The sequence below is a fragment of the Arthrobacter sp. L77 genome (genome assembly GCF_000816565.1).
Classification (GTDB): domain Bacteria; phylum Actinomycetota; class Actinomycetes; order Actinomycetales; family Micrococcaceae; genus Arthrobacter_D; species Arthrobacter_D antioxidans.
In genome coordinates, this window is sequence record NZ_JWSU01000006.1 from 326,978 (window position 1) to 350,741 (window position 23,764).

Genomic DNA, 23,764 nt, shown 5'->3' on the forward strand with positions numbered 1-23,764 from the left:
CCCACCGGGGCGTTACCGGTCAGTGTCGAGGAGTATGGGCGTGGAGCGTGAATCTCCACCACATTGATCCGACCCATTGATCCTTGTCCACTCCAGAGACGCTTCGTCCCTGACTAGGACCACGCCGTGAACGTCCAATGCCTGCGCAGTGACCGCGGTCGGTGCGACCATGTTGGTTTCAATCTGCCAGTTCTCCTGATCAATGCGTGAGGTCATGAAGTGAGAGAACGGTCTGGCCGAGCCGTCGTCAGAGGGCGCTGGCGTGGCGTCGGCGGAGGGTGCAGGCGGCGCAGGCGGTACGGATGATTCGACTGGCGGGCCAATAGGTACACCCCTGGAACAATCCTGTTCCTCCGAGCAGACTTGCACTGCAGCAACCAAACCGGCGCGTGATCCACTTATCTGGACAGGGATAATCGTCGAGTAACCGATCGCAGGACACTCTCGAGGAACAGGCGGACTGGAGCACCCGCTTGAAGCTAGTAGCAAGACAAGTGCCGCTACCGAGACCACCAATTTCCCCATAATGCCATTCTGGCAGAGTCACTTCGCAGCAGGAATGCTGCACGAGAGAGCACCCTTTTCGCCTCACCGGTCGATGCCCGCGACGCAGCTGGAGCACGGATTCCGCAGCAAACGACCCAGAACGACGTCGCATCCCAGCGCACCAGCGCGCGCTGGGTTCGAGCAGGTCGCGGCGGACGACGACCCATTTCCCTCTATGCCTGCTCTGCGCCACAACCCGGGTGCCGGCACGGCGTTACGCAGTCGGGTTGTGGACCCGGGTCTACCAGGACAGCTTGATCTCAAACTCTCGTTCGTCGTCCTCGACCTCAACCTCGACCTTCATGGTGACCTCGTCAGGAACTTTGACAGTGAACCGCAGGCCGTTCTGCTCCATAACGATCTCGTTGCCCGACCCCAGCTCGTCCGCGATGTCGCGGAGCTGTTGGGCGGCCTCTTCCCTGCGTAGGGTCTGCTTCTTCTCCAGCTCGATGTCCACCTAGGACTCCTCTCGTCGCGCTCACTAGTGGCCAGCATGGCAGTGCTGCTCTAGATCGGCAACGGCCTCGCCTCCGAAACAGACAATGTTCTCGAGAAGGCATTGGCCCGCTGAAGCCCATCGCGCAGTGGGTCAGCAGTGCACGGTCAAGACGCACCTGCGCGGCATCCACGCGCAAGCTGGGGTCGGGACACGGCGGGAGGCCATCGCGGCGGTATCCCGCCAGTAGGCGATTACAAGAGAACCTACGGCTCGAGAGCGAATGTGAAGTCCTGAATCCACGTGGTGCTGAGCATCGGAGCAGGGCCCGTTGAGGGATCCTCTTGCGCGACTGAACGCGCGTCCAGCGACGGTGTCTGGGCCTGTTGGCCAATATTCCAGCCAACGACTGCGAGACAGTAGCCAAGGCGCCGTGGACGTTCCTCACTGGACACAGCTCTCGGACACGACCCACGGAACACGACACGCCGTTCCCGGCAATCCTGGGCTGGAGTGTTCTATGGACGGTCGTTCATGCGTACCCCTCAGCTGGTCTTCTGCGTGATCTCCTGATCGCTTTCGGACCGACGGTGAATCGAGGACAGTAGGGCAGGCCAGAACCTATGGTGAACTAGTTGATCAGCGCTCATCTGAGTACTTGGGGGTCCTGTAATGAACGGCAAAGACGTGGTGGGTGTACCTGCCTCGGCGCTAGGGGTAGCTGTGGCACGAGTGTTGGAGGACACGAGCCCTTTCGCTCACGAGGCCGGCCTTGTTGCGGAGGTGGTTCTCGGGCTCAGGGAGGCTGGGTACGTGTCGCGCTCTACGTCCGACGACCTCTCGTCGTTGATCTACCAGCGGCAAATGCACTCATGGCACGCCGGCGGCTTCACGGTGAGTGAGCCTATTCAGGACTTGAAGCTCGAGCTTGACCGGTTTCCGGTAGGCGATCTCCCCAAGGACCAGGTTGATCCGGTGGAGGTGCCGACACGCGTAAGGGACATCATGAAAGGCATCGCCGTCCCGGTATCTCGCGCAAAAACTCCAACGTCTCGACAGGATGCTCGTCCAGGTACGATCGGGGCGCTTTTCCCGGAAGACCCAGAAGGTGTCTTCATCAATCTGGGTTGGGAGGGGCGCCAGGAGTCCCCTGCGGAAATCGCGCCGCGGTTCGAGGCGATGTTCGCTCACATCAGAGAACTGCCTTGGGCGTATTCGTTTCGCTGGTATCAGGACACCGCTCGCCTGCAATCGAATCTCGACGAGGTGCCGTCGGCGGGCCCGGAACTGGCTGCATGGATCGAGGGAGCGACCGAGGAGGCCGGTGAGTGGCGGCCGACGTGGAGCTCGGCCGGGGTATCGTTGCGCGCCGACCCCGACATGAGGAGCCGGGAGGTAGCGGCTATCCGTGTCAACGCTGGAGCTCCGATCGCATCGGCGAACGATGTCGTGCTCAAGCTTGCCTCTGACTTTCCGATTGGGACTCCCGCTCAGGCGGTTCGGTTCCTCCTGGGTCTGGTGCGGATCTGGCAGGCGGACGTCGCGATTCTCCTGACGAGTAAAGCTGTTGCTTTGATGTCTCCGTCGACGCATGCGGCGTATGCGTCGTGGACGTCGACACTCGCGCGGGGGACGGAACCGATCGGCAAGGGAGAGACTGCTGTTCCGTTCGGGGACGGTACCGTCTGGGTTGCTGAAGAGTGGTCGGTCGACGCCCTGATAGCGCTGAACAGTGATCTGGTAGCGGCTGGCGCGCCTCGACTGGCGGAAGGGCAACCTGTGCAGATTCTCCCGCACGTCCCCGAAGACCTGCCCGAAAAGTTGCTGCAGGTCAACACCACCGTCCGCCTCTCACACCAACACGCCGACGGCCTACACCGACCCGAGTAATCCGATGCTCAATGAGACCGGGGCAACCATGGAAGCGCTGCACCAAATGCCCGCCGGTGGTCCGGTCAAAGGATCGCTTGCTGAGACGGCGAATGACAGTCGGTAGCCCCTTTGGGCGCGCGCACGACGTACTCGTCCGTGCATCTCAATCGTGCCGGTTGAGCCTGCGCCAACCTCTTCAACCGTCGTTAAGTGGCGGCCCTCTGTGGCGATAAGAGCACTGAGGGCCCGGTATCGGGCGTCCGCCAACAAGCGCTTCCGTGGCTCGTAGTTGCAGCACCGTCGACTTAGCTTGCTACCGGCATCGCGTAGACGACCAGGTTCTGCGTGTACACCCATTCGCCGCCGACCTTCTCCACGTCACCGCCACATGTCACGACGACGAGCTGGCGCTCCCCTTGGGTCCTGAAAATTTGGTACGGGAGGGACTCCTTATGGAGGACCGACATCCTGCTCACGACGTACCGGCGTACTTCTCCCTCGCTGTCCGTGACGTAGACAGGGTCGCCTTCCCGCACTTGGTGCAGAGGTCCCAGCGCACCCCAGGACCCGTCGGTGAAATTGACGTGTCCTGCTATTACCGTTGAGCCGTCCTTGGCCTCAAGAGGAGCAGCCTCGGTGTACTGAGCGACCTTGGACGACTCAGGCAGAACCATCTCGCCGCCGTCTGCACCGCCTTCGACAATGGGCGCCGAAATGCCGACAGAGGGGATATCGAGCGTCGATGGCGCGACCGGCACAGGAGCCGGTGCGGTTGACGGATCGGGTGATGGGGCCGCGTCTTCCGGCAGCTCCTGCCCGCCTTTCGGGTCGATCCCAGGCTGATCGCGGAGGGAGTCCCCATCTGATGCTTGAATGACGACGTCACGCGCCATCGGGGTCGGGTCCTGGGAGCCCCAGGAGAGGAACAACGCTGCGCCCATGCATGCGGCTGCAAGGGTGCCAGCGATGCCTGCTGGTCGTGCAGGCTTCCTCCGTGAGGAAGCCGCACACCGCTTAGTCGGTACTGACATCATGGACCCTTCGGAGAAGGGTGGGCCGGCTGAAGACGTGCTTCAGCCGGCCCACGTCGTGGAGACTCTGATACCTACGCTGCTGGTGTCTTCCTCCGGAGACGAACAAGGCCGAAAGCGAGAGCACCGAGCATCAGGCAGAACCCTCCGACACCGGCGGAGGTGAGACCGGAGGTCTGGGCAGTGCCGCCGTCGATGACCACGGCGGAGTCGGACCCGTCGGTCTCACACGCGATACCATCCTGGTCCCGGTCGAGAGCGGGACTGTAGTGAGTCTGACCCTCCTCGATGTTCATCCACCCGGCATCCTTCGCCGCCCCACAGTTCGCATAGCCCGTGACGATGTTCGCGTCGGGCTCCGGGGCCACCGTCTCCGGCGCTGGCGGCTGCTCGGCGGGGCCTGCGGGAGCAGTCACCTCGAGGATGAGTCCGGGGGTGCTGCCGTCCGGCTTCCACTGGGTGAAGAAGATCGGCTGGACATCGCCGACGACGATCGCGTGGTACCAGATGTAGATGCCCGCTTCGGTGACAACGATCGGTTCGGTGGTCACCTCACCAGTCCCATTGAACGATGTGACCACTGTAGCGATCGACTCAGGAATTCCGGTCCAGGCAGAGTCCACGGAGGCGAAGGGACCAGCAAGGCGCGTTTCCACGTCGAGGGTCCTCCCGGCGAAGTTGTACCCCTTCAATGTCGTCGTGACCGCGCTTCCCCGCTCCACTCTCTCGGCACTCGGAGTCCACGAAAGGCTCGGAGCAAGGAGGTAATCGGTCGAAGTTCCCTCAGCACCGTACTCGGTGCTCACGTCCTGTTCGATGTACTCGGGATTCGAGCCGTCTGCAACGAGAATCGACGCCACGAAGGTGTACCCGGCACCGTCCACGTAGGTCACATTCTGGGGAGTGAACGTATATTCCCCCGGCCCTTGGGAGGTCGTGAAAGTCTCGCTGGATACAGGGCCCGACACCTGAGCAGGCGCAGTGAATTTTCCGTCATGTTCGTAGACATCGACTCGTACCGCGACGGGCGCCTTCGTCCCGTTCACATCGGTCCATTCATCGCCTGCCACAGCGTCTACGTTCACCGTGACGGTGGCCTCGGAACCCACCGGGGTCACCGGTGCGACCGATAGGCCGATGGCTGGGGTGAAAGGCACGCCCTCGGCCGCGTGAGTGGGGATCGCTGATCCCGCGCCTACCAGCAGGGCCGAGAGGGCCAGCGTCGATACCCCCCTGATGAGGTGAGCCGCCTGCTTGAGCGTGACCTTCATATGATTCCTTCTATCCGAGGTAAATGCCCGCGGGTGATATGCGCAGCCTTATGGAATGCAAGGACCAGACCTGGGAGCGCGGGCGATTTGAAGAACTGAATACTTCGTCGGAGACCGTTACGCAGGGAATGCCGCAGGAAATCCGACGTCGTCCACAACGGACCCTACCCACCAGTTGCAGCAACGAACAGCACAAGATGGTTACAGAACCGAACCATCATGTCCGGGGCACATGATGCAAATGCGTCCACTGAGATGCTTCGACAAGTGACGTGAACTGTAATGTCGCTTGGTAAAAATTCCGGGTTCACTAGCAGTTCAGTGCCGACGTTATCCCCCGACCACCGGACGCTCGACAATGTACTCGAGGTCGGAGGCTTGATTGTCCGCAGATGTTCTAGCTCACCGCTGATCCGGCAACGCCATGCAGCCACCTGACGACATCGCGGCCGGTGACGTCGCGCGGTGCACGTGCTCCGCGTTCCAATCGCTCCCATGCGTCGTAGACGAGGGCATACGGGGACTGCCCCTCTCGAATGCAGGCGTGGCCCGGCCAGCAGAATCAGCGCTTCTTGCTTGCCCGCGGATAAGCCAAATCAGCGACTCTACTTCTTCGTGAGGTACAAACCGATCAGGGCAATCGTCAACAGAAGTAGGCCTGCTATGGCCAGGGCCATGGCCAGTCCGAGATAGAGCAAGAACCCAGGTACGATCGGCACCGCGGTTGGTCGCACACTGTGCGCGTACTGCATCAGGGCGAACATGCGGGCAGCGAGCACAGCACCGAAAGCGAAGACGACCGTGCCGGTCAACCTCAACACCTTCACACCTCCCCAGCTCGGTCTCCGAATACCGGCATCTTCGTGTCGTACCAATTCACCGTCCCAGCATCGACCAACCAAAGACATGCTTCGCAGGCATACGGGAAGTATCAGCACACGACAGCCACCCCTACCCGGCCTCGGTCCGAAGGGATGGCAGAAGCTTATTCTCGGCAAAGGATGCTTTGACTGGACGAGCAGCGGGCTAGGACTGTCTGATAAACGGTGTGTGGGTCCGGCATTTCATTAGTGAGCGGTTCTTTCGAACCGGTTGGCGAAGGTGATCGCGAACGCGTTGAGTGCGGGTTTCCACCTGATCGCCCAGCGTGCTCTGCCGCCGCCGGTAGGGTCAAGAGACCGGGTCACCAGATAGAGACATCTCAGGGCTGCGGCCTCGTTCGGGAAGTGACCCCGAGCTCTGACGGCCCGCCGGTAGCGGGCGTTGATCGACTCGATCGCGTTCGTCGTGCAGATCACCCGGCAGATCTCCACGTCGTACTCGAGGAACGGCACGAACTCCGCCCACGCGGACTCCCAGAGCTTCACGACCGCCGGATACCGTTCACCCCACTCGGCGGTGAACTCCGTGAACCGGTCCTTCGCCGCCTGCTCCGACGGCGCCGTGTAGACGGGCTTAAGGGCTTTCACGATCCCGTCCCGGTGTTGCCGGCCGGCGTAGCGGAAGCTGTTGCGGATCAGGTGCACGATGCACTGCTGCACAACCGTGTGTTGCCAGGTGGTCGTGATCGCCTCCGGCAAGCCCTTGAGCCCGTCGCAGACCGCGATGAACACGTCGTCAACGCCTCGGCTCTTCAACTCGGAGAAGACCTGCAGCCAGAATCGGGCGCCTTCGGCGCCGTCACCGGCCCAGATCCCGAGGATGTCGCGTTCCCCGTTCACGGTGACGCCCATGACCACATAGAACGGGGTATGACGCACCTGCCCGTCCCGGACCTTGACCCACAATCGCGTCCACGAAAAGCACCGGGTAAAGCGGATCCAACGGCCGGGAGGACCACTTGGCTAACTCGCCGGCGACCTTCTCGGTGATCCTCGAGATCGTGTCCTTCGAGACCTTGGCCCCGTAGACCTCCTCAAAATGCGCGACGATTTCCCCGGTCGTCAGTCCGCGGGCAGAGAACGAGAGCACGATCTCGTCGATGCCGTCCAGGCGTCGCTTCCGCTTCGGCACGATCACCGGCTCGAACGACCCGTCCCGGTCCCTTGGCACCTCGATCTCGACCGGGCCGATCTCGGTCAGCACCGTCTTCACTCGGGTGCCGTTGCGCATGTTCTCCGCGGTCGGCGTCCCGCCGTGCTCGTGCCCGAGGTGCTCGGTCAGCTCAGCTTCCAGGGCGGTTTCCAGGACGTTCTTGGTGAGCTGGTTCAGCAGGCCACCCGGGCCGACCACGCTCACGCCCTGCTCCTTGGCTTGGGCGAGCAGCGGTTCGGCAAGGTCCAACAGAAACGATGATCTCTCCCGTCACAGGATCGATCATCGTCTCTGTTGCGTCGGTCGTGAAGTCATTCACGGCCATCTCCTCTCGGATCAGGCCGGACCCTCACACACCGTTTTTCTTACAGTCCCAGCGGGCTCAGGAGCGCGAGAAGGTCGAGCACATCATCTGTGAATCGCAGCGGTAAGTGGTTAGGCGGGGATTGTGTGGCGGGACTGGAGTACACGACGCTCGTGGTGATTCCACCGGGGTGGCGAGTCGTCCGGTGATGCGTTCGAGGTGGCGCGTGGACCGGGCGAAGACTTTGATGATGAAGCAGTCCGCGCCGGTGATGTGGTGGGCAGCCATGCTGCTCCGTGAAGCGGGGGCAGCAAGGCGGTGTTCCTTGGGCGGCCGCGCTGCCTACTAACGCGCGCATGAGCCTAGGTGGTGAGGGTGGCTAGCAGTGGGCTCATTCGGTAGGGAATGGGCTGGCGAAGGAACATGCTTGTTCTGGTTCGGAGTATTCCTGGGCAGAGTCGTATTTCCTCTGATACCCGGTACAGGTCATCGGGGTCTCGTGCCACGACCCGGCAGAGAAGGTCTGTTTCTCCCGCCGGCGCGAGGCACTCGACGATTTCCGGGATGGCCCGTAAGCCGTCCACTGCGATGTCGATCCGGTGTTGGTCGAGTTCGGCCGCTACGTGGGCCGAGATGCCCATGCCGAGGGCCGCTGGATCGATCCGGACGCTGTTGGCCCTGAGCACTCCCAGGCGCTCGTATCGCTCGAGGCGGGCTTGAACCGTTCCGCGGGCCAGACCTGTGCGATGTGCGATCGCGAGGATGGTCATTCTAGGATCAGCGTCCAGCGCCTCGAGGACAGCACGATCGATGGCGTCCTTGATCGGGCGGCCTGTCTTGCCGACAGCCATGGGGTGTCCTTCTCTTCGCGGTCAGGATGACCAGCTATGGCGGTCTAACCGGCTTCGAGGTGATCAGGTTGACCACTGCTTGTTTCTACTGTTGCACAGACAGTCGGTGTTCGGGCTTGATAGGTGACAGAACGCCCGGAAGAGTATGGCTCCTTCCCGGGTTTCGGGAAGCATTCGAGGGGCACACCTCCTCCTCGGTTGCTGGAAGTGTGCTCCTACAACGAGCCACCGTCCGTCCGCAGCGTCACCCCTGCGCGGTCTCCTCCCGTTTCATGTTTCACCTCACCTTTCGATCGCCTCGCAGGAGGAAGGCGAGGTGGTGCCCGGCTGTTGAGGGGATGCTGCAGTCAAAACCTTCTGAGGATCAGGCCCCGACAGTTCTAGGCGACTGACGCCATGTCGACGAGGCGTCCGTCGACCAGGTTCACCACCCCATGCATGCGGGGTAGGTGGATGAGGTCGTGGGTGACGAGCAAGGTCGAGGTGTTCAGGTGGTCGGTCAAACGCAGGATGAGCTCGATGATGCTGGCGCCGCGTTCCTGATCCAGGGCGCTGGTGGGCTCATCCACCAGGAGCACGCTGGGATCGTTCATGAGGGCGCGCGCGATGTTGATGCGTTGGCGTTGCCCGCCGGAGAGCTGGTGGGGGCGTTTGTCCCCCTGCTTGGCGAGGCCGACCGCGTCCAGAAGCTCAGCGGCACGGGCCGCGGCCTTTGCGCGGTTGTTCCTGCTGTTCCGGGCGCCGAGTTCGTTCATGACGGTCAGTTGTTCCCGCGCGGTGAGTGAGGGAACAAGGTTGGACTGCTGGAACACGATGCCGATGCTAATGCGCCTGAGCTCTGTTGCTTCCTGCAGGGTCAGGTGTGTGGCGTCGATGTCGTTGATGAGGACCTGCCCCGTGGTTGGTCGGATGAGCGTTGCCGCGACCGCGAGGAGGCTGGACTTCCCGGAGCCGCTGGGCCCGGTGATACCGGTGACCGTGCCTGGATGACCGGCGAGGGTTACGCGGTCGACGGCGGTGATGGTGCTGTCTCCGTCGGGGAAGGTCAGGGTGATGTTGTTCAGGCGGATCATCGGTTGCTTCCTAGCGCGGTGAGGGGGTCGGCGGAGGTGACAGAGCGCAGGGCAAACGCTGCCCCGGCCAGTCCGAGCACGGTCATGATGATGCCCGGAAGTGCTGTGGTGAGCGGGCTGAGGAGGAAAGGGAGCGCGGACCCGGCGAGGGTGCCGAGAAGGGCGACGATCCCAAGGCCGAGACCGATGCCCAGGACCAGCACGATGAGCGCTTGTCCGAGAGCGCCCCGGACGAGGGACCGGGTGCTGGCTCCGAGGGCTTTGAGGACTGCGATATCCGCTTTCCTTTGCATGGTCCAGACGGTGAAGAACGCTCCGATGACCAGTCCGGAGATGCCGAACAGCATGCCGATCATGAGCAGGAGGGATCCGATCTCGGACCGGAATGCGCTCAGGGCGGTCAGGGAGCCCAGGGTGGTTTTGGAGATCGTGGCATGGGCGCTGTCCGCGGCGGCCCAGTCGGGGTCGCCGGTCACGGTGAGGACGGTGGCGTAGGCGTCAGGGTTACCGGTGGTCGCCGAGTATGACTGCCAGTCATTGAGGGTCATCCGGATGACGGGGGTGTGGCTGTACCAGTCGTCGCCGTTGACCGTCTCCACGATGTAGGAGGTGCCGGCGATCGTGACGCTGTCGCCGGTCACCACGTGTAGGTCCTTCGCGGCCGGCTCCGACAGGGACAGGAGCCCATTTTCGGTTGGTGCGGTCGCATCAAAGCCGGGCCGGACACCGAACACGGCTACTGCCACACGGGCGGTGCTGGTCTCCGCGCGGGTCTGGCTGATTCCCACCGGCTCAGCAGCGGTCACGCCTTCTGTGGCGGCCCACGAACGGGCTTGCTCCTCGGTGATAGCGGAGTCGGAGAACGTCGGCTCACCGGCACCACCATCCGGGGACGAGAAGACGATCCGGTCTGCGGGGAGGGCAAGGACAGCCGAAATGTTCTGGGTGGCCAGGCCTCCGGTCAGACCGCTGAGGAAACCGACGAGGACAGTGATGAGAGCCACGACCGACCCGATAAGGACGAACCGTCCCCGGGCGAAGCGAAGGTCACGGAGCGCGACGAACATGGTGAACTTTCCCCTTCCTGCCACCGGATTCGGTGACAGGTTCAACTTTGCCGCTGCGGGCACGCGCGTTCGTCGGTCTCCCGATTGCTTCCTGCTCACCAGAAGGATGCTTCCCTGGTCGTACTTTCGGACGATGGGCCGGACCTGGTGCACGCGTAGCATTCAGATCATGGCCCATACTGCTCTGACCCCGGTCTTCCTGGGCCTGCGCACAGGTCTGCACACCCTGTTCATCGTCCTCGCCGTCGTTGTCCTCGCCCGCGCCGTCCTCGCTCCGACCGACACAGCTTTGCTCACCATCGTGCTGACCGTCATCCTGATCGGGCTGTACTGCCTCGGGGCCGTCGTGCTCCGACCAGCCCGTCCACTACCGAACGTGCCGGCGTCCGCCTGGTTGGGTGTCCTGTCGGTGCTTTGGGTTGTCCTGCTGACGCTCAGCCCTGATGCCGCGTATCTGGTCTTTCCCCTGTTCTTTCTCTACCTTCATCTGCTGGGCCGCAGGTGGGGCACAGCAGCGATCATCGCGTCGACACTCGTCGCGGTCAGCGGTCTGGGTGTCCACAGTGGCTGGACCGTCGGTGGTGTTGTTGGTCCCTTCGTCGGCGCAGGGGTTGCCCTGCTCATCGGGCTCGGCTACCAGGCCCTTGCCCGCGAGGCGGAGCAACGAGAAGCACTGGTGAGGGAACTCTTGACCACCCGCGACCAGCTCGCCGCGACCGAGCACGAAGCAGGAGTGCTCGCAGAGCGGTCCCGTTTGGCACGGGAGATTCATGACACCGTCGCCCAGGGACTCTCCAGCATCCAGATGCTGCTCCACGCCGCCGAACGGCTGAACCCCGACCGGCCAGGAATCGAAAATGTTCGATTAGCGCGGGAAACGGCGGCTGCAAGTCTGGCCGACACGCGCCGGTTCATCCGGGAACTCACCCCACCCAACCTCGACGATGACGGGCTGGGGGGCGCCCTCCGCAGGCTCGCCGCCACCCAATGGGCACCTCAGGGGCTCGAGGTTCGGGTGCGGGTATCCGATTCCGTTGTCCTACCGATGCACCTGCAGGCCGCACTGCTACGCATCGCCCAGGGAGCCATCGCGAATGTTCTGCAACACGCAAGCGCTACTGCCGCCACGATCACACTCGACCTCGATGACAGCGTGCTCCGGTTCGCCATCGTCGATGACGGAACAGGGTTCGACCCCGATATTCTCACCAAGAGGACCACGCAAACGTCGGACTCGTTCGGGCTTCAAGCCACCCAGGAACGTGTGGAACAGCTCGGTGGCACCGTGATCCTCGACACCGCTCCCGGGCGCGGCACACATGTCACGGTCGAACTCTCACTGGAGGACGCACCATGATCAGACTCGTCATCGCCGACGACCACCCGATCGTCCGGGCCGGCCTGATTGCTCTCTTCAGTCTCGAAGACGACCTGGACGTCATCGCGGAAGCTGCCTCCCCCGACGAAGTCGTAGCTGCCGTCGAGCAAGAAAGTCCCGACGTCGTTCTCATGGACCTCCAGTTCGGTGCTCGAGCAACGTCCACCGGCGCGGACGCCACACGGCGCATCAGGTCCCTGGAAGCTGCCCCCTATGTCTTGGTCCTGACGAACTACGACTCCGACGCCGACATCCTCGGCGCCATCGAAGCCGGGTCCAGCGGCTACCTCCTCAAGGACGCACCGCCCCACGAGTTAGTGGCCGCGGTAAGAGCTGCAGCTGCCGGAGAAAGCGCCCTCGCGCCTGTCATCACCTCCCGGCTCCTGAACCGCCTCCGCGCCCCCAGCGTCAATCTCAGTTCACGCGAGATCGAGGTCCTCAAACTCGTCAGCACCGGACGCTCCAACAGCGACATCGCCGCGAGCCTCTACATCAGCGAACCCACCGTCAAGTCGCACCTCTCCCACATCTTCTCCAAACTCGACGTCACCTCCCGCACCGCCGCCGTGGCTACGGCCCGCACCAAGGGCATCCTGCGCTAAGTCATTCACCCGTCTCGTGATCGACCGTCCACGAGACACTTCCACCGATGTCGTTTCTCGAAGTCCTCTGCACGACAAGCCGCACGGTTCCGGGTTCCGGCCTCCGTGCAGGTGAGTGTGAGCATCGGTTTCTCTGCCACCGGGCCGGAGAACTTCGGCATCTGCGGGGGAGTGGGTAGCCACGGCGCGTCTCAGCAATGTGTCTCGCATCAGGTGGGGCCACTTCAAACCGTCACACCGGGGCCACTACAACCTGTCACAGCCAGTCGTGGTGGGAAGTATCGGGTATGCCAGGGTCAGCACGCTGATCTGCAGCTTGCAGCGCTCACCGCGGCGGGCTGCGGTCGGATTTTCACCGATCACGGCGTAAGCGGGACGATGGCGAGCCGGCCAGAGTTGGACAAGCTCCTCGATCATCTCCGGAAGGGGGATGAGGTGGTGGTGTGGAAGCTGGACCGGCTGGGGCGCAACACCCGCAACCTGCTGGCTTTGATCGATGACCTGGAACATCGTGGCGTGCATTTCCGCAGTATCACGGAGGGGATCAGCACGACCGGTCCCATGGGGCGAGCGATGCTGACCGTGATGTCCGCGTTCGCGCAGCTCGAGCGGGACCAGCCGGCCGAGCGGACCAGGGCCGGGATGGCTGCGGCTGCGGAGCACGGGCGGAAGGCCGGCCGGCGGGAGATCACCGTCGACCACGTGAAGGTGAAGCGTGCCCACGAGTTGAAGGCTCAGGGGCCGGCGCCGGCGGACATCGGGAAGATCATCGGGGCCAGCCGGGCAACGGTGTACCGCTACCTCAGGATGGGAGTGAGCGAGGCGCTTTGACTTGACCGAGAAGAGGGGTGTTGCAGGTTCAGCTGGCCCTGCCAGGTACGCGCACTAAGACCGCTCCTCTCAAGGAAGTTCACAGGTTTTGACTTCGTCGAGCGTCGGGATTGGCGCGGGTCGGAGCAGGCGCCCTCAGGGATGACGGCGACCTGGCGCAGTTGTAATCGGTATCGGTGACCGCGACGATCCGCCGTCGCGGGTGGTTACTCAACGGGTTTCAAGACGAGCCACTCCTGGACGACGGCGACGTCGGTCCGCTGATGTCCGTCGATGTACCGGCAGATGGTGTTGAATACTTACGAACCCACGGCCACGAGGTAGCCATCGAGGAAGACTGGGCCTCCCGAGTCCCCGGAGCAGGTGCCTGCACCGTTACGCGTGTCACTAGGATTGCCCTGCAGCTGGAGGATCTGGTGCCGCGGGTGCAGTGATCATGGAGCTCATGTGTGTGTAGCAGAGCCGGCAGCTGTCACCGCGGGGCGGAGCCGCCCCTAGGCCGCCTCAGCATCGAGTGTCAGCAGTGGTGCGGCCAGCGGTATGACCCGCGCCGAGACGCTCTGACGCAGCGCGACCTGGATGGGCAGTGGAGGCATCAGCCGGCCCCGCTCGATGAGATCGAGGGTCCGCTGGGATTGCGGAATGGGAACCGTCGAGGTGGCGTCGTGGTACTCGCCGGGGCGGGTGATCATGGGCGTGCTCTCTTGTCGGTAGGGCCGAGTCGGCCCTGACTGTGGATTCGTTGCCGCCGGCGCTCAGGCAGGCTCGGCGACGTCGATGATTTTTTGGAAGAGGTCCGCGCCGAAGAACCCACGGATGAGGCGTTCGATGACCGCTGGCTCGATCTTGTTCGAAGGCCAGCGTCTGACGATACCGGGCCAAGTAGCTCTCAACGAACGCACGATTGTCGTTGACACCTTCGGATTCAGGCCGGTGGCAGAAGCCGCCGGGTCAGCCGTTCTCGATGACGTGCTTCCAGGTGAACCGGATCTCCTCCGGGGTGTCGAAACGGAAGGCGATGTCGGCGGTGTCAACTGTCCCACTGCCGCCGTCCCCGCGGTTGCCGGTGCGGGTGACTCAGAATCGGATACTCGAGTGCACTATTCGAAGACGGACTGGTCGGGACCGTCCATGAGCATCTTCGGTGACGTCAGCTTGCTGTTCTCTCGGACGACCGAGTCAGTCGTAGGTGCCTCGGAGTGTCATACCGATTGCAATCACCGGAACCCGTACACCGTTCTTGGGACAGGTCTGTACGAGGGTATTTCCCCTGTGTTTCCCACGTGGGACCTAAAATTGGGGTACTGAGTGTCCATCTGGAGGTATCCCGGTACTTCAGCAGTGCATCAAGAGCACGGGCATGTTTTCCCTCCGGTCGCACGCGTAAGCAGGTCCTGCAATGATCGAATGCCCTCAACAACACAGTGCGCAGCTCGCCGCCAAGGCCGCCGGACTGACAGCGCAAGAGCTGTGGTTGCACTACTTCAGCGTCGGTGGCAACCTGCGGGCTTTCGAGCTCGACGCGTATCTGCACGGCGCGTATCCTCTTCCGGCAGGGGAACGAAACCTCGTTGCCCATGCTCTGAACGAGATGATCGATGCATTGCCGCCACGGCCCAAGGCCGCCTTCGACGATGAACTGGCACTTCCCGAGCCCCTACAAGACCAGGTGTTGAGGGCATCCCTCGGCGGTCCGCAGTCCGACGGGGACGAAATGGATCTCCCATAGTCCGCTGATAGCGTCCGTTCCCCGCCGTCCTGGCCCGCGTCAAGGGTGCCGCCACCCACCATGGGGCCGGTGACAACGGCGAGCACGATAGGAGCGACACTCTCATCTGCATCGGTGGGCTGGGACGAGGCCGGACGAACGTCAACGCCGAGCACCACCCGACTCCGAGAGGGACACTGCTGAGGGCATGCCGGTTCGCGGGGGAGTAAGGAGTGCCGGGTTCGAACGCAGCGCGAGATACGCGTACGTGAAGAGAGTTGCTTCCGCGGCGAGGGTTCGTAAGAAGCGGTGGTCGATGGTAATCATCGGAGCGCTACCGGCCCGGAGCAGGTCAGGGTCGACCGTGGTGAGAGCGTGACCGGTAATCGCGTGGAGTTGCAGGGCTCCAACGGTCAATGCGTGGGAGTGCAGGCTCGTCAGGGCAGCGGCCATTTGTCCGGCATCCCGCGCGGCGAAAGCCCCGTGGATGGTGTGGACGCGGTGAGGTAAGCCTGCCTGGAACCGGTCGAGGAACCCCAACGCTTCCTCTGGCGAGGTGAGGTCGACCGCCAGCGCACACACAGTACTCAGGTCCAACACGGGCATCATGGAACTCATCCTTCTCCTGAGCTGCAAAGGGTTCATAGGGGTCTTTCGCCCCTACCTGTCCGCGGATTGACGCCGGGCGCTGCTGAGAAGCGGCCAGGCCTTCCGGCGGTGCAGCCCCCTGGTCGGGGTGCTCGCCATGAGGATGCTAGGTGCCACCCGTTCGGACAGCCTGATAGTCGACAGCGTGGTCGTTCGGGCCCTGTCGCTTCTGGTGTTGTCCTGCCCTGCTCGGTAGCGTGCGAGGTATGGCCATTAGGTTTGAGAACGTTGGCATCGCCGTTCGAGATCTCGACGCTACGCTCTCCTTCTTCACAGACCTCGGTCTCGAGGTCATTGGTCGTGACACGATCAGCGGCGAGTGGGCGGACACGGCCGTCGGCCTCGACGGCAACCACGCAAGAATCGCGATGCTCCAAACGCCAGACGGTCACGGACGCCTGGAACTCTTCGAATACATCCACCCCGAAGCGATCGAGTCCGAACCAACGCGACCTAACGACATCGGCATGCACCGGGTCGCGTTCTCCGTGGACGATATCGAGGAAGCCCTGCACATTGCTGCGCGACATGGTTGTCGCCTGAAGGCCGGACCTGCGCAGCCCCACCAAGGGGGCCGCTGCCATCCAAGCCCGCGTGCGGTGCGCATCGTCAGCTTTGAATGATGTTCATCCACGAAGGGATGAATCTAAGCACAGCTCTATCGCGGTCGCTACGATCATTTTCGAGACCGGTGCCCGCTACCTATGCTGGACAGAGAAGCCTACGCTTCGAGGGACTCAGGGTTCAGAAAGCAGCCTCGGGTAGCGCCGATGTTAGGCACCCATGAAAACCACGAATCCTCACCCCGCCGCACCCCGCACCGTTCTCACCGCAGGGCCTACTGAGGTCACTGCCGGGTTGCAGCAGGAACTCCCCGACCCGGACGGGCCGATAACGGGGGTCACCGACGATCGGAGGATCGAAGCGCTCCAGCATGCATGGGAATTAGGGGAAGAGCGGTTTACAGCGGCAGAGGTCTCCGTCATGTCCATCCAGCAGTTGCATCGACTGTGCGATGAAGCGTTTGCCGCACTGGATACTGATTTCCCGGTATGGGGTGTCCGAGACGAGTATGAGGTTCTGTGCGCGGAACTCGCGACCCGCGCGCAGTCTCTCCAGAACCGGACGACGTCCGCCCCCGATTGAGGGGGAGGTAGTAGCCCATCGGTTGTGATTGGGTCCGGTCATGGGCGGCGCCGCCTACGGACCAGATTCCTGGAAGCGGGGGTGGTCACAGGGCTCTGAAGAGCTCCTGCAGAGCCCGATCACGGGCCGGGTCCTGATTCCGTTGTTGGTCCTGGCGGGTGAGTGTCACGGCCCGGTCGATGATCTCCTGGGCGACGACGACGACCTTGCGGTTGACCTGCTGACTGTGGGAGCTGATCTGCGCGAACGCTTCGGCCGCGGTGAGACCGGCCCTGCCCATGAGGATGCCTTTGGCCTGCTCGATGACGGACCGGCGGAGTGCGGACGCGGCGACGGCTTCGTTGGCGAGCTGGTGCCGGTCGGCGTGGATGCAGCGGGTGAGGTCCACGACTAGCGCCCACACCCCGACGGGCTCGGCGTCTTCGACGATCAGGTCCGCGGAGATGAGGAGTTTGCGGGTGTTGCCGTTCAGGTCGCGGAGGGACGCGTAGACCGATGACGGCCCGCCGATTGTGGTGACCTTGGTCCAGAACGCCCGGACGGCATCCCGGTCCGCAGGGTCGAAGTGGGACATGCCCAGTTCCAGGGTGGGGACGATGTCGCCGCGTTCGTAGCCGTGGATCCTGTACAGCTCGTCCGACCAGTTGTAGGTGTCGTCGGCGAAGTAGTGTTCCACGGTGCCGGTCGGGCAGTCGATGAAGTACTCGACATTGGACACAGCGTCGGAGTCGACACTGGAGACGGCCCCGGACAGGGGCACGGATGGATCAAGGGTGGGGGTCATGGGGGAGCCGTTCGACGCGCTCTGGTCCGGGCTGGCGTCTTAACCCGGACCTCAAAGGAGCAGACTACCAAGCGCCATGTAATCCCGGGCTACTCTACCGACCCGGCGGCTCCACGAGGAGTACTACCCGCCCTGGCCGCGAGGGGAGGGCCGCGGCTTGCCGGTGTCCCTCCGGTAGCCGGCTGCTTGACCACCGGAGGGACTCCCACGTTCGTGCACGAGGCTCGTCGGTGTAATCCGGCTGAGTCCGCGGACGAATCCGGGACATCGTCAGGGGTGTTCCAAGTATGTCCAGGGTTGGACTGTCGCCGCTTCGCTAGCCCATCTCCAGATAGGACGTGCTCATCACCGGAGAAACTGGTACGGCATTGGTCAGCGTGCGATGTACTTCCGACCGGGGAGTTCGCCGCTATTGATGAGGTGATCGGCGACATCCCAGAGCTTGATGTGGGCGCGCTGACTGGCGATGGACAGCACGATGAACGCCTGCTCACCGCTGATCTTGTGGCGTTCCATCAGGATGCCCTTAGCCTGGCCGATGACATCCCGGGAGTTCACTGCCTCATGGAGTTGCCGGCTCTTTTCGGCCTCGGCGAACGCCACCGACGCGTGGGAAGCGACCAGCAGCCCGATGTTCTCGGACTCGTCCGTGAAGGCATTGGCCTCGTACGAGTAGAGGTTCAGCGCGCCGAGGTCATCGCCTTCGACCCACAGCTGGATGGACAGCATCCCTTTGGCGCCGGCCTCGGTGGCCCGCTGTGCGAAGAGCGGCCACCGCTCCTCATGCGCCATGTCGGCGACCCGCACGGTCCGCTGCTCGTAGGCAGCCTCCAGGCATGGGCCCTGACCGGTTTCCATCTGCAGGGCGTCGATGCGTTCGGGAAGGCCTCCGGAGGGGGCGCGGGATCCGATGTTCTTCCGTCCCAGGACGACGCTGACGGAGCCTTCATCGACCCCGGGAATCAGGTCCAGTGCTGCGTGGACGAACCCGGCCAGGATCGCGTCCGAGTCCGGTTCCTGCTGCAGCGACCGGGCGAGCTCGGCCAGTTCCGTGGCCAGATCACGCACCCGCTCACCGCCATCGTGGTGAGACGACGGCATGCCCCTTTTCACCATGAGTTCCCTCGACCATCTTCGACACCTTCGAGACGTGGGATCACGATCAGTAGGGCGGCGCGGTGCTGACTATAGTCCGTGTCGTTGCGCATTGACACCCACACAGGCGCGCCACAGAACAGGTGAAGGTAAGCAATACGCGACGCATTCTCAGCATTTGTTGCCCACCTGTGGTCTCCCGTGACGCGACCTGCAGCTACACCAGGTAGACCCCCGGGAATTCGCCAAGGACAGTCGGGCCCGGAAGCCTCACTACGTGAGCCCCAGGATTCTCCCTCGTGCTCGGCGGGCTCCGCTTAGCGATAGCAGGGTGGGCGCCCCTTAGCGGTTGTCGTCTTGAGCGGCCTCTGCGAGCGACTGTCACGGGTGCTGCGACGGACCGATGAGGGGAGGTTGCAGGGCGGCCCGGGACCGCCCTGCAACCCCCGTCGAGACTCGTGCTGCCGGCTGCTTGGCGAAATGGGTGTGACCGATTGGCACCGCCAGACACATGTGCTCGTCACTGGGTAGACGCCGGGTTGCTCTTATCGCGTTGCCGCGCAACCCATGTCGCACCACGAATTGATCCGCTGGCCGCTGTGCGGTGTCTGACAAGCTGACGGGGTGAAAAATTGCACCCCTTCGACCGACGAAGCAGAATCCGCGGACAACGCGATGGCCAGAATGGACGCCCAGTGAGCAAGCAAGACACATCAGGTCGAGGCGAGCCCTCCGCCCACCATGACGGAGTCGGCCAGGACCGAGACCTTGCGACCGAACTGGCGGAACTCGCCCGGTCGCTGCAGCAGGAGCCCGACGGGGACGCGGTCCTCGCAGGGTTCGTCAACGCGGCACTCAGGCTGATTCCGGGGGCCGACGAGGCTTCCGTCAGTGTTGTCCTGGGACGGAAGAACGTTGGATCACGTGTCCCCTCCGGTCCTCTCCCGGAGCGCATCGACTCCCTGCAGATGGAGACCGGCGAGGGGCCCTGCCTGCAGGCCGCGTACGAGCACCAGACCGTGCGTGTCCCGGACATGGGAGTCGAGCAACGGTGGCCCAAGTTCGCCGAGCGTGCCGCTGACGCAGGAGCCCGGGGGATGCTGTCCATCCAGATCTGGGTCACAGGCGATGATCTCGGCGCCCTGAACCTGTACTCGTACGAGGCCAATGGTTTCACCGACGAGTCGGAGAACATCGGCCTCCTGATCGCCTCCCACGCCGCCGTCGCGTTCGCCGAGGCCGAGGAGTCACGGCAACTCAGAGAGGCAGTCGACTCCAGGGACATCATCGGTCAGGCCAAGGGGATCCTCATGGAACGCCACAAGATCACCGCCGAACAGGCCTTCATGGTGCTGACCCAGGCCAGCTCCCGGACCCAGTCGAAACTGCGCAAGGTCGTCGATCACCTCGTGGCCACCGGTGAACTCGCAGGAGGAGACCAAAGCCCCCGGATCTGAAACGCCGACGGCAGGTGCCCGTGAAGGATGGCTGACTGTGCAGTTCAGTCATCGGTGCGTGGGTGGGCGGTGAAGGCTTCGGTGAGCGTTCCGGCCGCTGCGGCCAGAAGTAGGTAGGCGGAAATGATGGCGGCTTCGTAGCGCCACGTCTCTCCCCACCGGACGGCGCGCTGGGCCCGTCGACCGAAAATGAGGGCTGCTCCGGCGATGCAGGCCCCGGCAACCCCGAACCAGACGCTTCTTGAGAGGCTCAGGTGTCGGTAGCTTTCTTGCTGCGTGCGTGTGACCGGCAGATCCACGAAATGGACGCGATGACGGCTCCGGCGATCAGCGATGGGACATCCATCGGCTCAGCCGCATTCTCGGACGGGGACGCAACTGAAGCCGCCCGATCAGGCGCGTTCTACTGGTAGCCGCAGTTCGCAGGTGGCTGTGCTGAAATCAGCGGCATGGTCGAGGACAGCCACGATCGAGGGCCCCGGGCGCAGCCGCCACGGGTTGGACGGGAACCAATCCGTGGCCGTGGCCGCCCACGCCGACTGCAGAGCTGCTGAGTGGTCTCCCTCGGTATGGAACACCGCCCAGGTGCCGGCCGGAACCTCGATCGCATCGAAATCCTCGGGGACGGGCGTCGATTCCTCGATGGCCACACCGTGGAGATAGGTCAGCTCGCTGCCCTCCGTGTAGTCCGGGTCGACGTCGGCGCCGACCCGGAGTAGACCCGTCGGATCGGTGTTGTTGAGGTGCTTGAGCCGGGAGTGCTCGGCTACCGGCAGTGAAGCGATGCGCGCCTGAATATGCGGGTTGACGCCCTCGTGGATGAGCGGCACGCGGGCAGAATGGCCGACGAGGCGGAAAGCCGTGCGGTCTGCGATACGGGTGTCCATGGTGGTGTTCCCTTCTACGGTCAGGCGGAACCTGAGGTGTGGTTGTGTCCGAAGGGGGCCACCGTGTCGTCGTACCTCACCGGGTCCGACACCGAGCACGGATCGGAACGCACGAGCGAAGGCCTCGGTCGAGCCGTAGCCGAACCGCACCGCGATACCCAGCAGGTCACCATGCCCGAGAACGTCTGCCGCGGCGACCGTCATGCGGCGCCGCCGGATGTACTCGGACAAAGGCATGCCGGCCAGCGACGAGAACATCCGCCGGAGGTGATACTCCGTCGTGCCAAGACCAGGCGCCAACCTCGCCACATCAAGATCCTCCGTCAGATGACCCTCGACGAACTCGATGAGTCGGTTCAGCTCTGCAATCACAGGCACCCCCTTCACCATCCAGCCTCTCCGACATCCTCGACCGGCACCCTACTATCGGGGTCCGAACAAGTCGGCTCCAGGTCGCAGTCTCACCTCCTTGAATTCGTCCCATCTCGTGAGTGCGGATGCTGAGAGTTGAGATGGTCGACCATGATTGATCCGCTATGTGTCTGCCCGAACGATGAAGATCCACCCAGGGTTCCTTGTTCGAGTCAGACGCCGCCGGAAGTGTTGCGTCGAGTACACCCAAACACTGTGAGTCACAGTGGTAAGTGGCTTGGTTTTCAGTGCTTCGTGGCCGAGTAGCGAGTCCTGTGAAGAATCGTCGTACGCGAGGCGAGCGTTGTCGGATAGGTGGTTATGGCGTGGTTTGCAGGGGCCACACTTCGACAAGGCCGTGAGCTACTGCGCATGGTGTTTGAGAGACGAGCTCGGTGGCTTCTTCTATGCTGTCAGCCTCGATGATGGCGAATCCCGCGATTGGCAGAGCGGACTGTAGGAAGGGTCCCTCCTGTGTCACGACTTCAGTGCCGTCATGGTTGCGCACTTGAAATGGGTGGCCGACGGTTCCCATGATGATGCCGCGTTCTCGTAGTGCGGCGTCGTGCTCGTGCGCGGCGTTGCGGAGGGCTGGATCTGTCTGGTCGTATCCGGCGCGGTCGCCGTAGCCGATGGTGATGAAGGTGGCCATGATGTCCCCTCGATTTTCTGTGTCGTGGTGCTTTTCATTGGTCTTACGGGTACCGCGATGACGAGCGATTGCAGCCCTGGGAGGCGAAGCCGTGGTTGATGGTTCCCGCGCTAGATCTGGCGCAGTGGAGCCGTCAGTTCTGCCTCGAGGGTGGCGAGATGATGGCGTGTGCCGTGTTCGCGCCATTTGGGTTGCTCGTGGCCATCGAGGTATACGGCGTGCTCGGTGAGTGTCAGGGTCGTGTGATCGCCTTGAGGTTGGAACTGCACTGTGGTCAGGGATACGGTGACCGGCGCCTCGCGGACGGACAGGGTTGACGAGTAGACGATTCGTTCGCCGACGACGATGTCGTGGTAGCGAGATGCGAAGGTCAGCAACTCTCCCTCGCCAGTGCGGCCACGTGTAATCTCCAGGCCACCAACCTTAAAGTCCAGTTCATGGTGGTCCGCAGCTGCGCCAGCGAACCAACGGGCCTTTGTGTCGGGGTCGGCCCACGCCTCGAAAAGCCGCGTCGGACCGATCGCATAGTCATGCTCTATGGTGAACGTCGAATTCACCACTGATGCTTCGGTCATGTTCGGTTTCCTGATCTGTCGGGTGCGGGATCCGTTACAAGCTGGTCGAGGCGGCCGAGTCGGTGCTCCCAGTCCGTGCGCTGCTGGGTGAGCCAGGTCTCGGCCTGCCGGACCGTCGCGGGCTCGATGCGGCAGGTGCGGACCCGACCGGATTTCTCCGATGCCACCAACCCGACGTCGATGAGCACCTGAAGGTGCTGCATGACCGCGGTCAGCGACATATCGAAGGGTTCAGCGAGCTGACTGACCGACGCGGGACTGCGAACCAACCGCTCGACCAGCCGACGCCGGGTCGGATCAGAGAGGGCATGAAAGACCCTGTCCAATGACGGCTCGTGATCGCTCATAGCCTCGACGGTAGGGCGAGCTGCATCGATAGTCAAGCAATCACTTCACTATTGCGTCGGCATAGCTCGTTCGTGGATTGTTCTCTCACTGCGATGCCCGACTCCACGTTGGGTGATTCGACTTCGACTCCTCGCAGTCTGGGCGGTGCATTCCCGTAGGACCGGCCCGAATCATGTTCGGTGACAGCATGACGTAGGTGGGACGCCAATCGGCCGGCACACCTGTTGCGTCGAGTACACCCCAACGCAACAGCCAGTCAGCTCTCGATTCGCGTGGCTTTAGGGTTCTTTTCCGCCTTCTGCAACAGGAGTGGGTAAGAGTCTAGACACGATGCAACGTCGGGTCGCCACGTCGTTCCCCTTAGGGGATCCGCCTACGGGCTCAGTCCGCTTTGTCCAGATGCCGTAGCTGGTTCACCTAGGGACATGGGGTTGCTGAGTGGACTTCGCGATAACACCTGTACTGAAAGCCAGCGGCGTAGTACTTGAGCTGTTGCAGCCTGCCCACAGCGATGACCTCGCCGAGGCGGTTGCTGTCGAGGACTTGTGGCGCATCTGGTACACCCACACCTCTTCGCCAGAAATGATGAACGACGAGATGAGGCGTCGCCTCGCATTACAGGACCAAGGGCGCGGGGCGCCATGCGCTGTCATCGATGCCACCACCGGCACGTGGCAGAGTGTTCCGTCGGTGGTGATTACCGAGATGAGGTCTGGTTCGCCCCGTGCGTTGGCGGCGCCGTGAGTGTCATAGTTGC

24 protein-coding genes and 1 pseudogene are annotated in these 23,764 nt (G+C 63.1%); 9 read left to right on the forward strand and 16 right to left on the reverse strand.

The window, feature by feature from the left end; genetic code table 11:
• Window positions 1-787 precede the first annotated feature (787 nt).
• Window positions 788-1,003, reverse strand: coding sequence for an amphi-Trp domain-containing protein (locus tag RY94_RS11670; protein ID WP_043445293.1), 216 nt, complete (start codon window positions 1,001-1,003; stop codon window positions 788-790).
• A gap of 651 nt (window positions 1,004-1,654) precedes the next feature.
• Here RY94_RS11670 and RY94_RS11675 point away from each other — a divergent pair.
• On the forward strand, window positions 1,655-2,872 hold the full coding sequence (locus RY94_RS11675; protein ID WP_156135153.1) for a hypothetical protein: 1,218 nt from the start codon (window positions 1,655-1,657) through the stop codon (window positions 2,870-2,872).
• Window positions 2,873-3,159: 287 nt separating this feature from the next.
• Here RY94_RS11675 and RY94_RS17420 read toward each other — a convergent pair whose 3' ends face one another.
• The 7 genes and pseudogenes from RY94_RS17420 to RY94_RS11710 all read right to left on the reverse strand — a co-directional run bounded on the left by RY94_RS17420 (window position 3,160) and on the right by RY94_RS11710 (window position 10,485).
• Window positions 3,160-3,747: a class F sortase gene (locus RY94_RS17420; RefSeq protein ID WP_197060663.1), complete on the reverse strand. Its 588-nt coding sequence runs from the start codon at window positions 3,745-3,747 to the stop codon at window positions 3,160-3,162.
• Between the two features lie 212 nt (window positions 3,748-3,959).
• Entirely contained in the window at window positions 3,960-5,156 is a 1,197-nt protein-coding gene (locus RY94_RS16925; RefSeq protein WP_052274286.1) for an excalibur calcium-binding domain-containing protein, read from the reverse strand.
• 605 nt (window positions 5,157-5,761) lie between these two features.
• Entirely contained in the window at window positions 5,762-5,968 is a 207-nt protein-coding gene (locus tag RY94_RS11690) for a hypothetical protein (RefSeq protein ID WP_156135154.1), read from the reverse strand.
• Window positions 5,969-6,223: 255 nt separating this feature from the next.
• A pseudogene (locus RY94_RS11695) lies at window positions 6,224-7,476 on the reverse strand (IS256 family transposase).
• Window positions 7,477-7,856: 380 nt separating this feature from the next.
• Window positions 7,857-8,345 carry an Lrp/AsnC family transcriptional regulator gene (locus tag RY94_RS11700; RefSeq protein WP_043445299.1) on the reverse strand — a complete coding sequence of 163 codons (489 nt, stop codon included), beginning with the start codon at window positions 8,343-8,345 and terminating at the stop codon, window positions 7,857-7,859.
• A gap of 380 nt (window positions 8,346-8,725) precedes the next feature.
• The gene (locus RY94_RS11705) at window positions 8,726-9,418 is read right to left on the reverse strand and encodes an ABC transporter ATP-binding protein (protein ID WP_043445301.1); all 693 of its coding nucleotides are present in this window, start codon (window positions 9,416-9,418) and stop codon (window positions 8,726-8,728) included.
• The gene (locus RY94_RS11710) at window positions 9,415-10,485 is read right to left on the reverse strand and encodes an FtsX-like permease family protein (protein WP_043445303.1); all 1,071 of its coding nucleotides are present in this window, start codon (window positions 10,483-10,485) and stop codon (window positions 9,415-9,417) included. Before RY94_RS11710 ends, RY94_RS11705 begins: the two co-directional genes overlap by 4 nt.
• Between RY94_RS11710 and RY94_RS11715 the strand changes: the two genes are divergently transcribed.
• The 3 genes from RY94_RS11715 (at window position 10,484) to RY94_RS11725 (ending at window position 13,296) form a co-directional block, all read left to right on the forward strand.
• On the forward strand, window positions 10,484-11,842 hold the full coding sequence (locus RY94_RS11715; protein WP_331375793.1) for a sensor histidine kinase: 1,359 nt from the start codon (window positions 10,484-10,486) through the stop codon (window positions 11,840-11,842). The genes RY94_RS11710 and RY94_RS11715 overlap by 2 nt on opposite strands.
• On the forward strand, window positions 11,839-12,465 hold the full coding sequence (locus RY94_RS11720; RefSeq protein WP_043445305.1) for a response regulator transcription factor: 627 nt from the start codon (window positions 11,839-11,841) through the stop codon (window positions 12,463-12,465). Before RY94_RS11715 ends, RY94_RS11720 begins: the two co-directional genes overlap by 4 nt.
• Before the next feature lie 117 nt (window positions 12,466-12,582).
• On the forward strand, window positions 12,583-13,296 hold the full coding sequence (locus RY94_RS11725; RefSeq protein WP_231554512.1) for a recombinase family protein: 714 nt from the start codon (window positions 12,583-12,585) through the stop codon (window positions 13,294-13,296).
• A 494-nt stretch (window positions 13,297-13,790) separates the two neighbouring features.
• Here the strand turns inward: RY94_RS11725 and RY94_RS11730 are convergent, their stop codons facing one another.
• Window positions 13,791-13,988: a hypothetical protein gene (locus RY94_RS11730; protein WP_043445307.1), complete on the reverse strand. Its 198-nt coding sequence runs from the start codon at window positions 13,986-13,988 to the stop codon at window positions 13,791-13,793.
• A 707-nt stretch (window positions 13,989-14,695) separates the two neighbouring features.
• Here RY94_RS11730 and RY94_RS11735 point away from each other — a divergent pair.
• The 3 genes from RY94_RS11735 to RY94_RS11750 all read left to right on the forward strand — a co-directional run bounded on the left by RY94_RS11735 (window position 14,696) and on the right by RY94_RS11750 (window position 16,798).
• Entirely contained in the window at window positions 14,696-15,025 is a 330-nt protein-coding gene (locus RY94_RS11735; protein WP_043445309.1) for a hypothetical protein, read from the forward strand.
• An 833-nt stretch (window positions 15,026-15,858) separates the two neighbouring features.
• Window positions 15,859-16,275, forward strand: a complete 417-nt coding sequence (locus tag RY94_RS11745) for a VOC family protein (protein ID WP_082046303.1) — start codon at window positions 15,859-15,861, stop codon at window positions 16,273-16,275.
• 160 nt (window positions 16,276-16,435) lie between these two features.
• Window positions 16,436-16,798 (forward strand): hypothetical protein, encoded by a 363-nt coding sequence (locus RY94_RS11750; protein ID WP_156135155.1) that lies wholly within the window; start codon window positions 16,436-16,438, stop codon window positions 16,796-16,798.
• Window positions 16,799-16,883: 85 nt separating this feature from the next.
• Here RY94_RS11750 and RY94_RS11755 read toward each other — a convergent pair whose 3' ends face one another.
• Together RY94_RS11755 and RY94_RS11760 are read right to left on the reverse strand one after the other, a co-directional pair.
• Window positions 16,884-17,582 (reverse strand): ANTAR domain-containing protein, encoded by a 699-nt coding sequence (locus RY94_RS11755; protein ID WP_082046304.1) that lies wholly within the window; start codon window positions 17,580-17,582, stop codon window positions 16,884-16,886.
• 372 nt (window positions 17,583-17,954) lie between these two features.
• Entirely contained in the window at window positions 17,955-18,650 is a 696-nt protein-coding gene (locus RY94_RS11760; protein ID WP_231554513.1) for a GAF and ANTAR domain-containing protein, read from the reverse strand.
• A gap of 722 nt (window positions 18,651-19,372) precedes the next feature.
• Here RY94_RS11760 and RY94_RS11765 point away from each other — a divergent pair.
• Window positions 19,373-20,134: a GAF and ANTAR domain-containing protein gene (locus RY94_RS11765; protein ID WP_082046306.1), complete on the forward strand. Its 762-nt coding sequence runs from the start codon at window positions 19,373-19,375 to the stop codon at window positions 20,132-20,134.
• Between the two features lie 44 nt (window positions 20,135-20,178).
• On the opposite strand, the gene RY94_RS17925 is transcribed toward RY94_RS11765, so the two are convergent.
• The 5 genes from RY94_RS17925 to RY94_RS11785 all read right to left on the reverse strand — a co-directional run bounded on the left by RY94_RS17925 (window position 20,179) and on the right by RY94_RS11785 (window position 23,006).
• Window positions 20,179-20,433, reverse strand: coding sequence for a hypothetical protein (locus RY94_RS17925; protein ID WP_156135156.1), 255 nt, complete (start codon window positions 20,431-20,433; stop codon window positions 20,179-20,181).
• 93 nt (window positions 20,434-20,526) lie between these two features.
• Window positions 20,527-21,393, reverse strand: coding sequence for an AraC family transcriptional regulator (locus tag RY94_RS11770; RefSeq protein ID WP_043446454.1), 867 nt, complete (start codon window positions 21,391-21,393; stop codon window positions 20,527-20,529).
• A gap of 358 nt (window positions 21,394-21,751) precedes the next feature.
• On the reverse strand, window positions 21,752-22,084 hold the full coding sequence (locus RY94_RS11775; protein WP_043445315.1) for a YciI family protein: 333 nt from the start codon (window positions 22,082-22,084) through the stop codon (window positions 21,752-21,754).
• 110 nt (window positions 22,085-22,194) lie between these two features.
• Window positions 22,195-22,659, reverse strand: a complete 465-nt coding sequence (locus RY94_RS17430) for an SRPBCC family protein (RefSeq protein WP_082046307.1) — start codon at window positions 22,657-22,659, stop codon at window positions 22,195-22,197.
• The gene (locus RY94_RS11785; protein ID WP_043445318.1) at window positions 22,656-23,006 is read right to left on the reverse strand and encodes an ArsR/SmtB family transcription factor; all 351 of its coding nucleotides are present in this window, start codon (window positions 23,004-23,006) and stop codon (window positions 22,656-22,658) included. Before RY94_RS11785 ends, RY94_RS17430 begins: the two co-directional genes overlap by 4 nt.
• 439 nt (window positions 23,007-23,445) lie before the next feature.
• Here RY94_RS11785 and RY94_RS11790 point away from each other — a divergent pair, with 439 nt between their 5' ends.
• Window positions 23,446-23,751, forward strand: coding sequence for a GNAT family N-acetyltransferase (locus RY94_RS11790; RefSeq protein ID WP_156135157.1), 306 nt, complete (start codon window positions 23,446-23,448; stop codon window positions 23,749-23,751).
• Window positions 23,752-23,764: the final 13 nt, after the last annotated feature.

Bases quoted from the DNA above. Each gene is read 5' to 3' on its own strand.
- RY94_RS17430 (WP_082046307.1), bottom strand. From the start codon at position 22,659: ATGACCGAAGCATCAGTGGTGAATTCGACGTTCACCATAGAGCATGAC.
- RY94_RS11785 (WP_043445318.1), bottom strand. From the start codon at position 23,006: ATGAGCGATCACGAGCCGTCATTGGACAGGGTCTTTCATGCCCTCTCT.
- RY94_RS17420 (WP_197060663.1), bottom strand. From the start codon at position 3,747: ATGGCGCGTGACGTCGTCATTCAAGCATCAGATGGGGACTCCCTCCGC.
- RY94_RS16925 (WP_052274286.1), bottom strand. From the start codon at position 5,156: ATGAAGGTCACGCTCAAGCAGGCGGCTCACCTCATCAGGGGGGTATCG.
- RY94_RS11720 (WP_043445305.1), top strand. From the start codon at position 11,839: ATGATCAGACTCGTCATCGCCGACGACCACCCGATCGTCCGGGCCGGC.
- RY94_RS11700 (WP_043445299.1), bottom strand. From the start codon at position 8,345: ATGGCTGTCGGCAAGACAGGCCGCCCGATCAAGGACGCCATCGATCGT.
- RY94_RS11775 (WP_043445315.1), bottom strand. From the start codon at position 22,084: ATGGCCACCTTCATCACCATCGGCTACGGCGACCGCGCCGGATACGAC.
- RY94_RS11745 (WP_082046303.1), top strand. From the start codon at position 15,859: ATGGCCATTAGGTTTGAGAACGTTGGCATCGCCGTTCGAGATCTCGAC.
- RY94_RS11750 (WP_156135155.1), top strand. From the start codon at position 16,436: ATGAAAACCACGAATCCTCACCCCGCCGCACCCCGCACCGTTCTCACC.
- RY94_RS11705 (WP_043445301.1), bottom strand. From the start codon at position 9,418: ATGATCCGCCTGAACAACATCACCCTGACCTTCCCCGACGGAGACAGC.
- RY94_RS11675 (WP_156135153.1), top strand. From the start codon at position 1,655: ATGAACGGCAAAGACGTGGTGGGTGTACCTGCCTCGGCGCTAGGGGTA.
- RY94_RS11715 (WP_331375793.1), top strand. From the start codon at position 10,484: ATGGTGAACTTTCCCCTTCCTGCCACCGGATTCGGTGACAGGTTCAAC.
- RY94_RS11710 (WP_043445303.1), bottom strand. From the start codon at position 10,485: ATGTTCGTCGCGCTCCGTGACCTTCGCTTCGCCCGGGGACGGTTCGTC.
- RY94_RS11755 (WP_082046304.1), bottom strand. From the start codon at position 17,582: ATGACCCCCACCCTTGATCCATCCGTGCCCCTGTCCGGGGCCGTCTCC.
- RY94_RS11735 (WP_043445309.1), top strand. From the start codon at position 14,696: ATGATCGAATGCCCTCAACAACACAGTGCGCAGCTCGCCGCCAAGGCC.
- RY94_RS11730 (WP_043445307.1), bottom strand. From the start codon at position 13,988: ATGATCACCCGCCCCGGCGAGTACCACGACGCCACCTCGACGGTTCCC.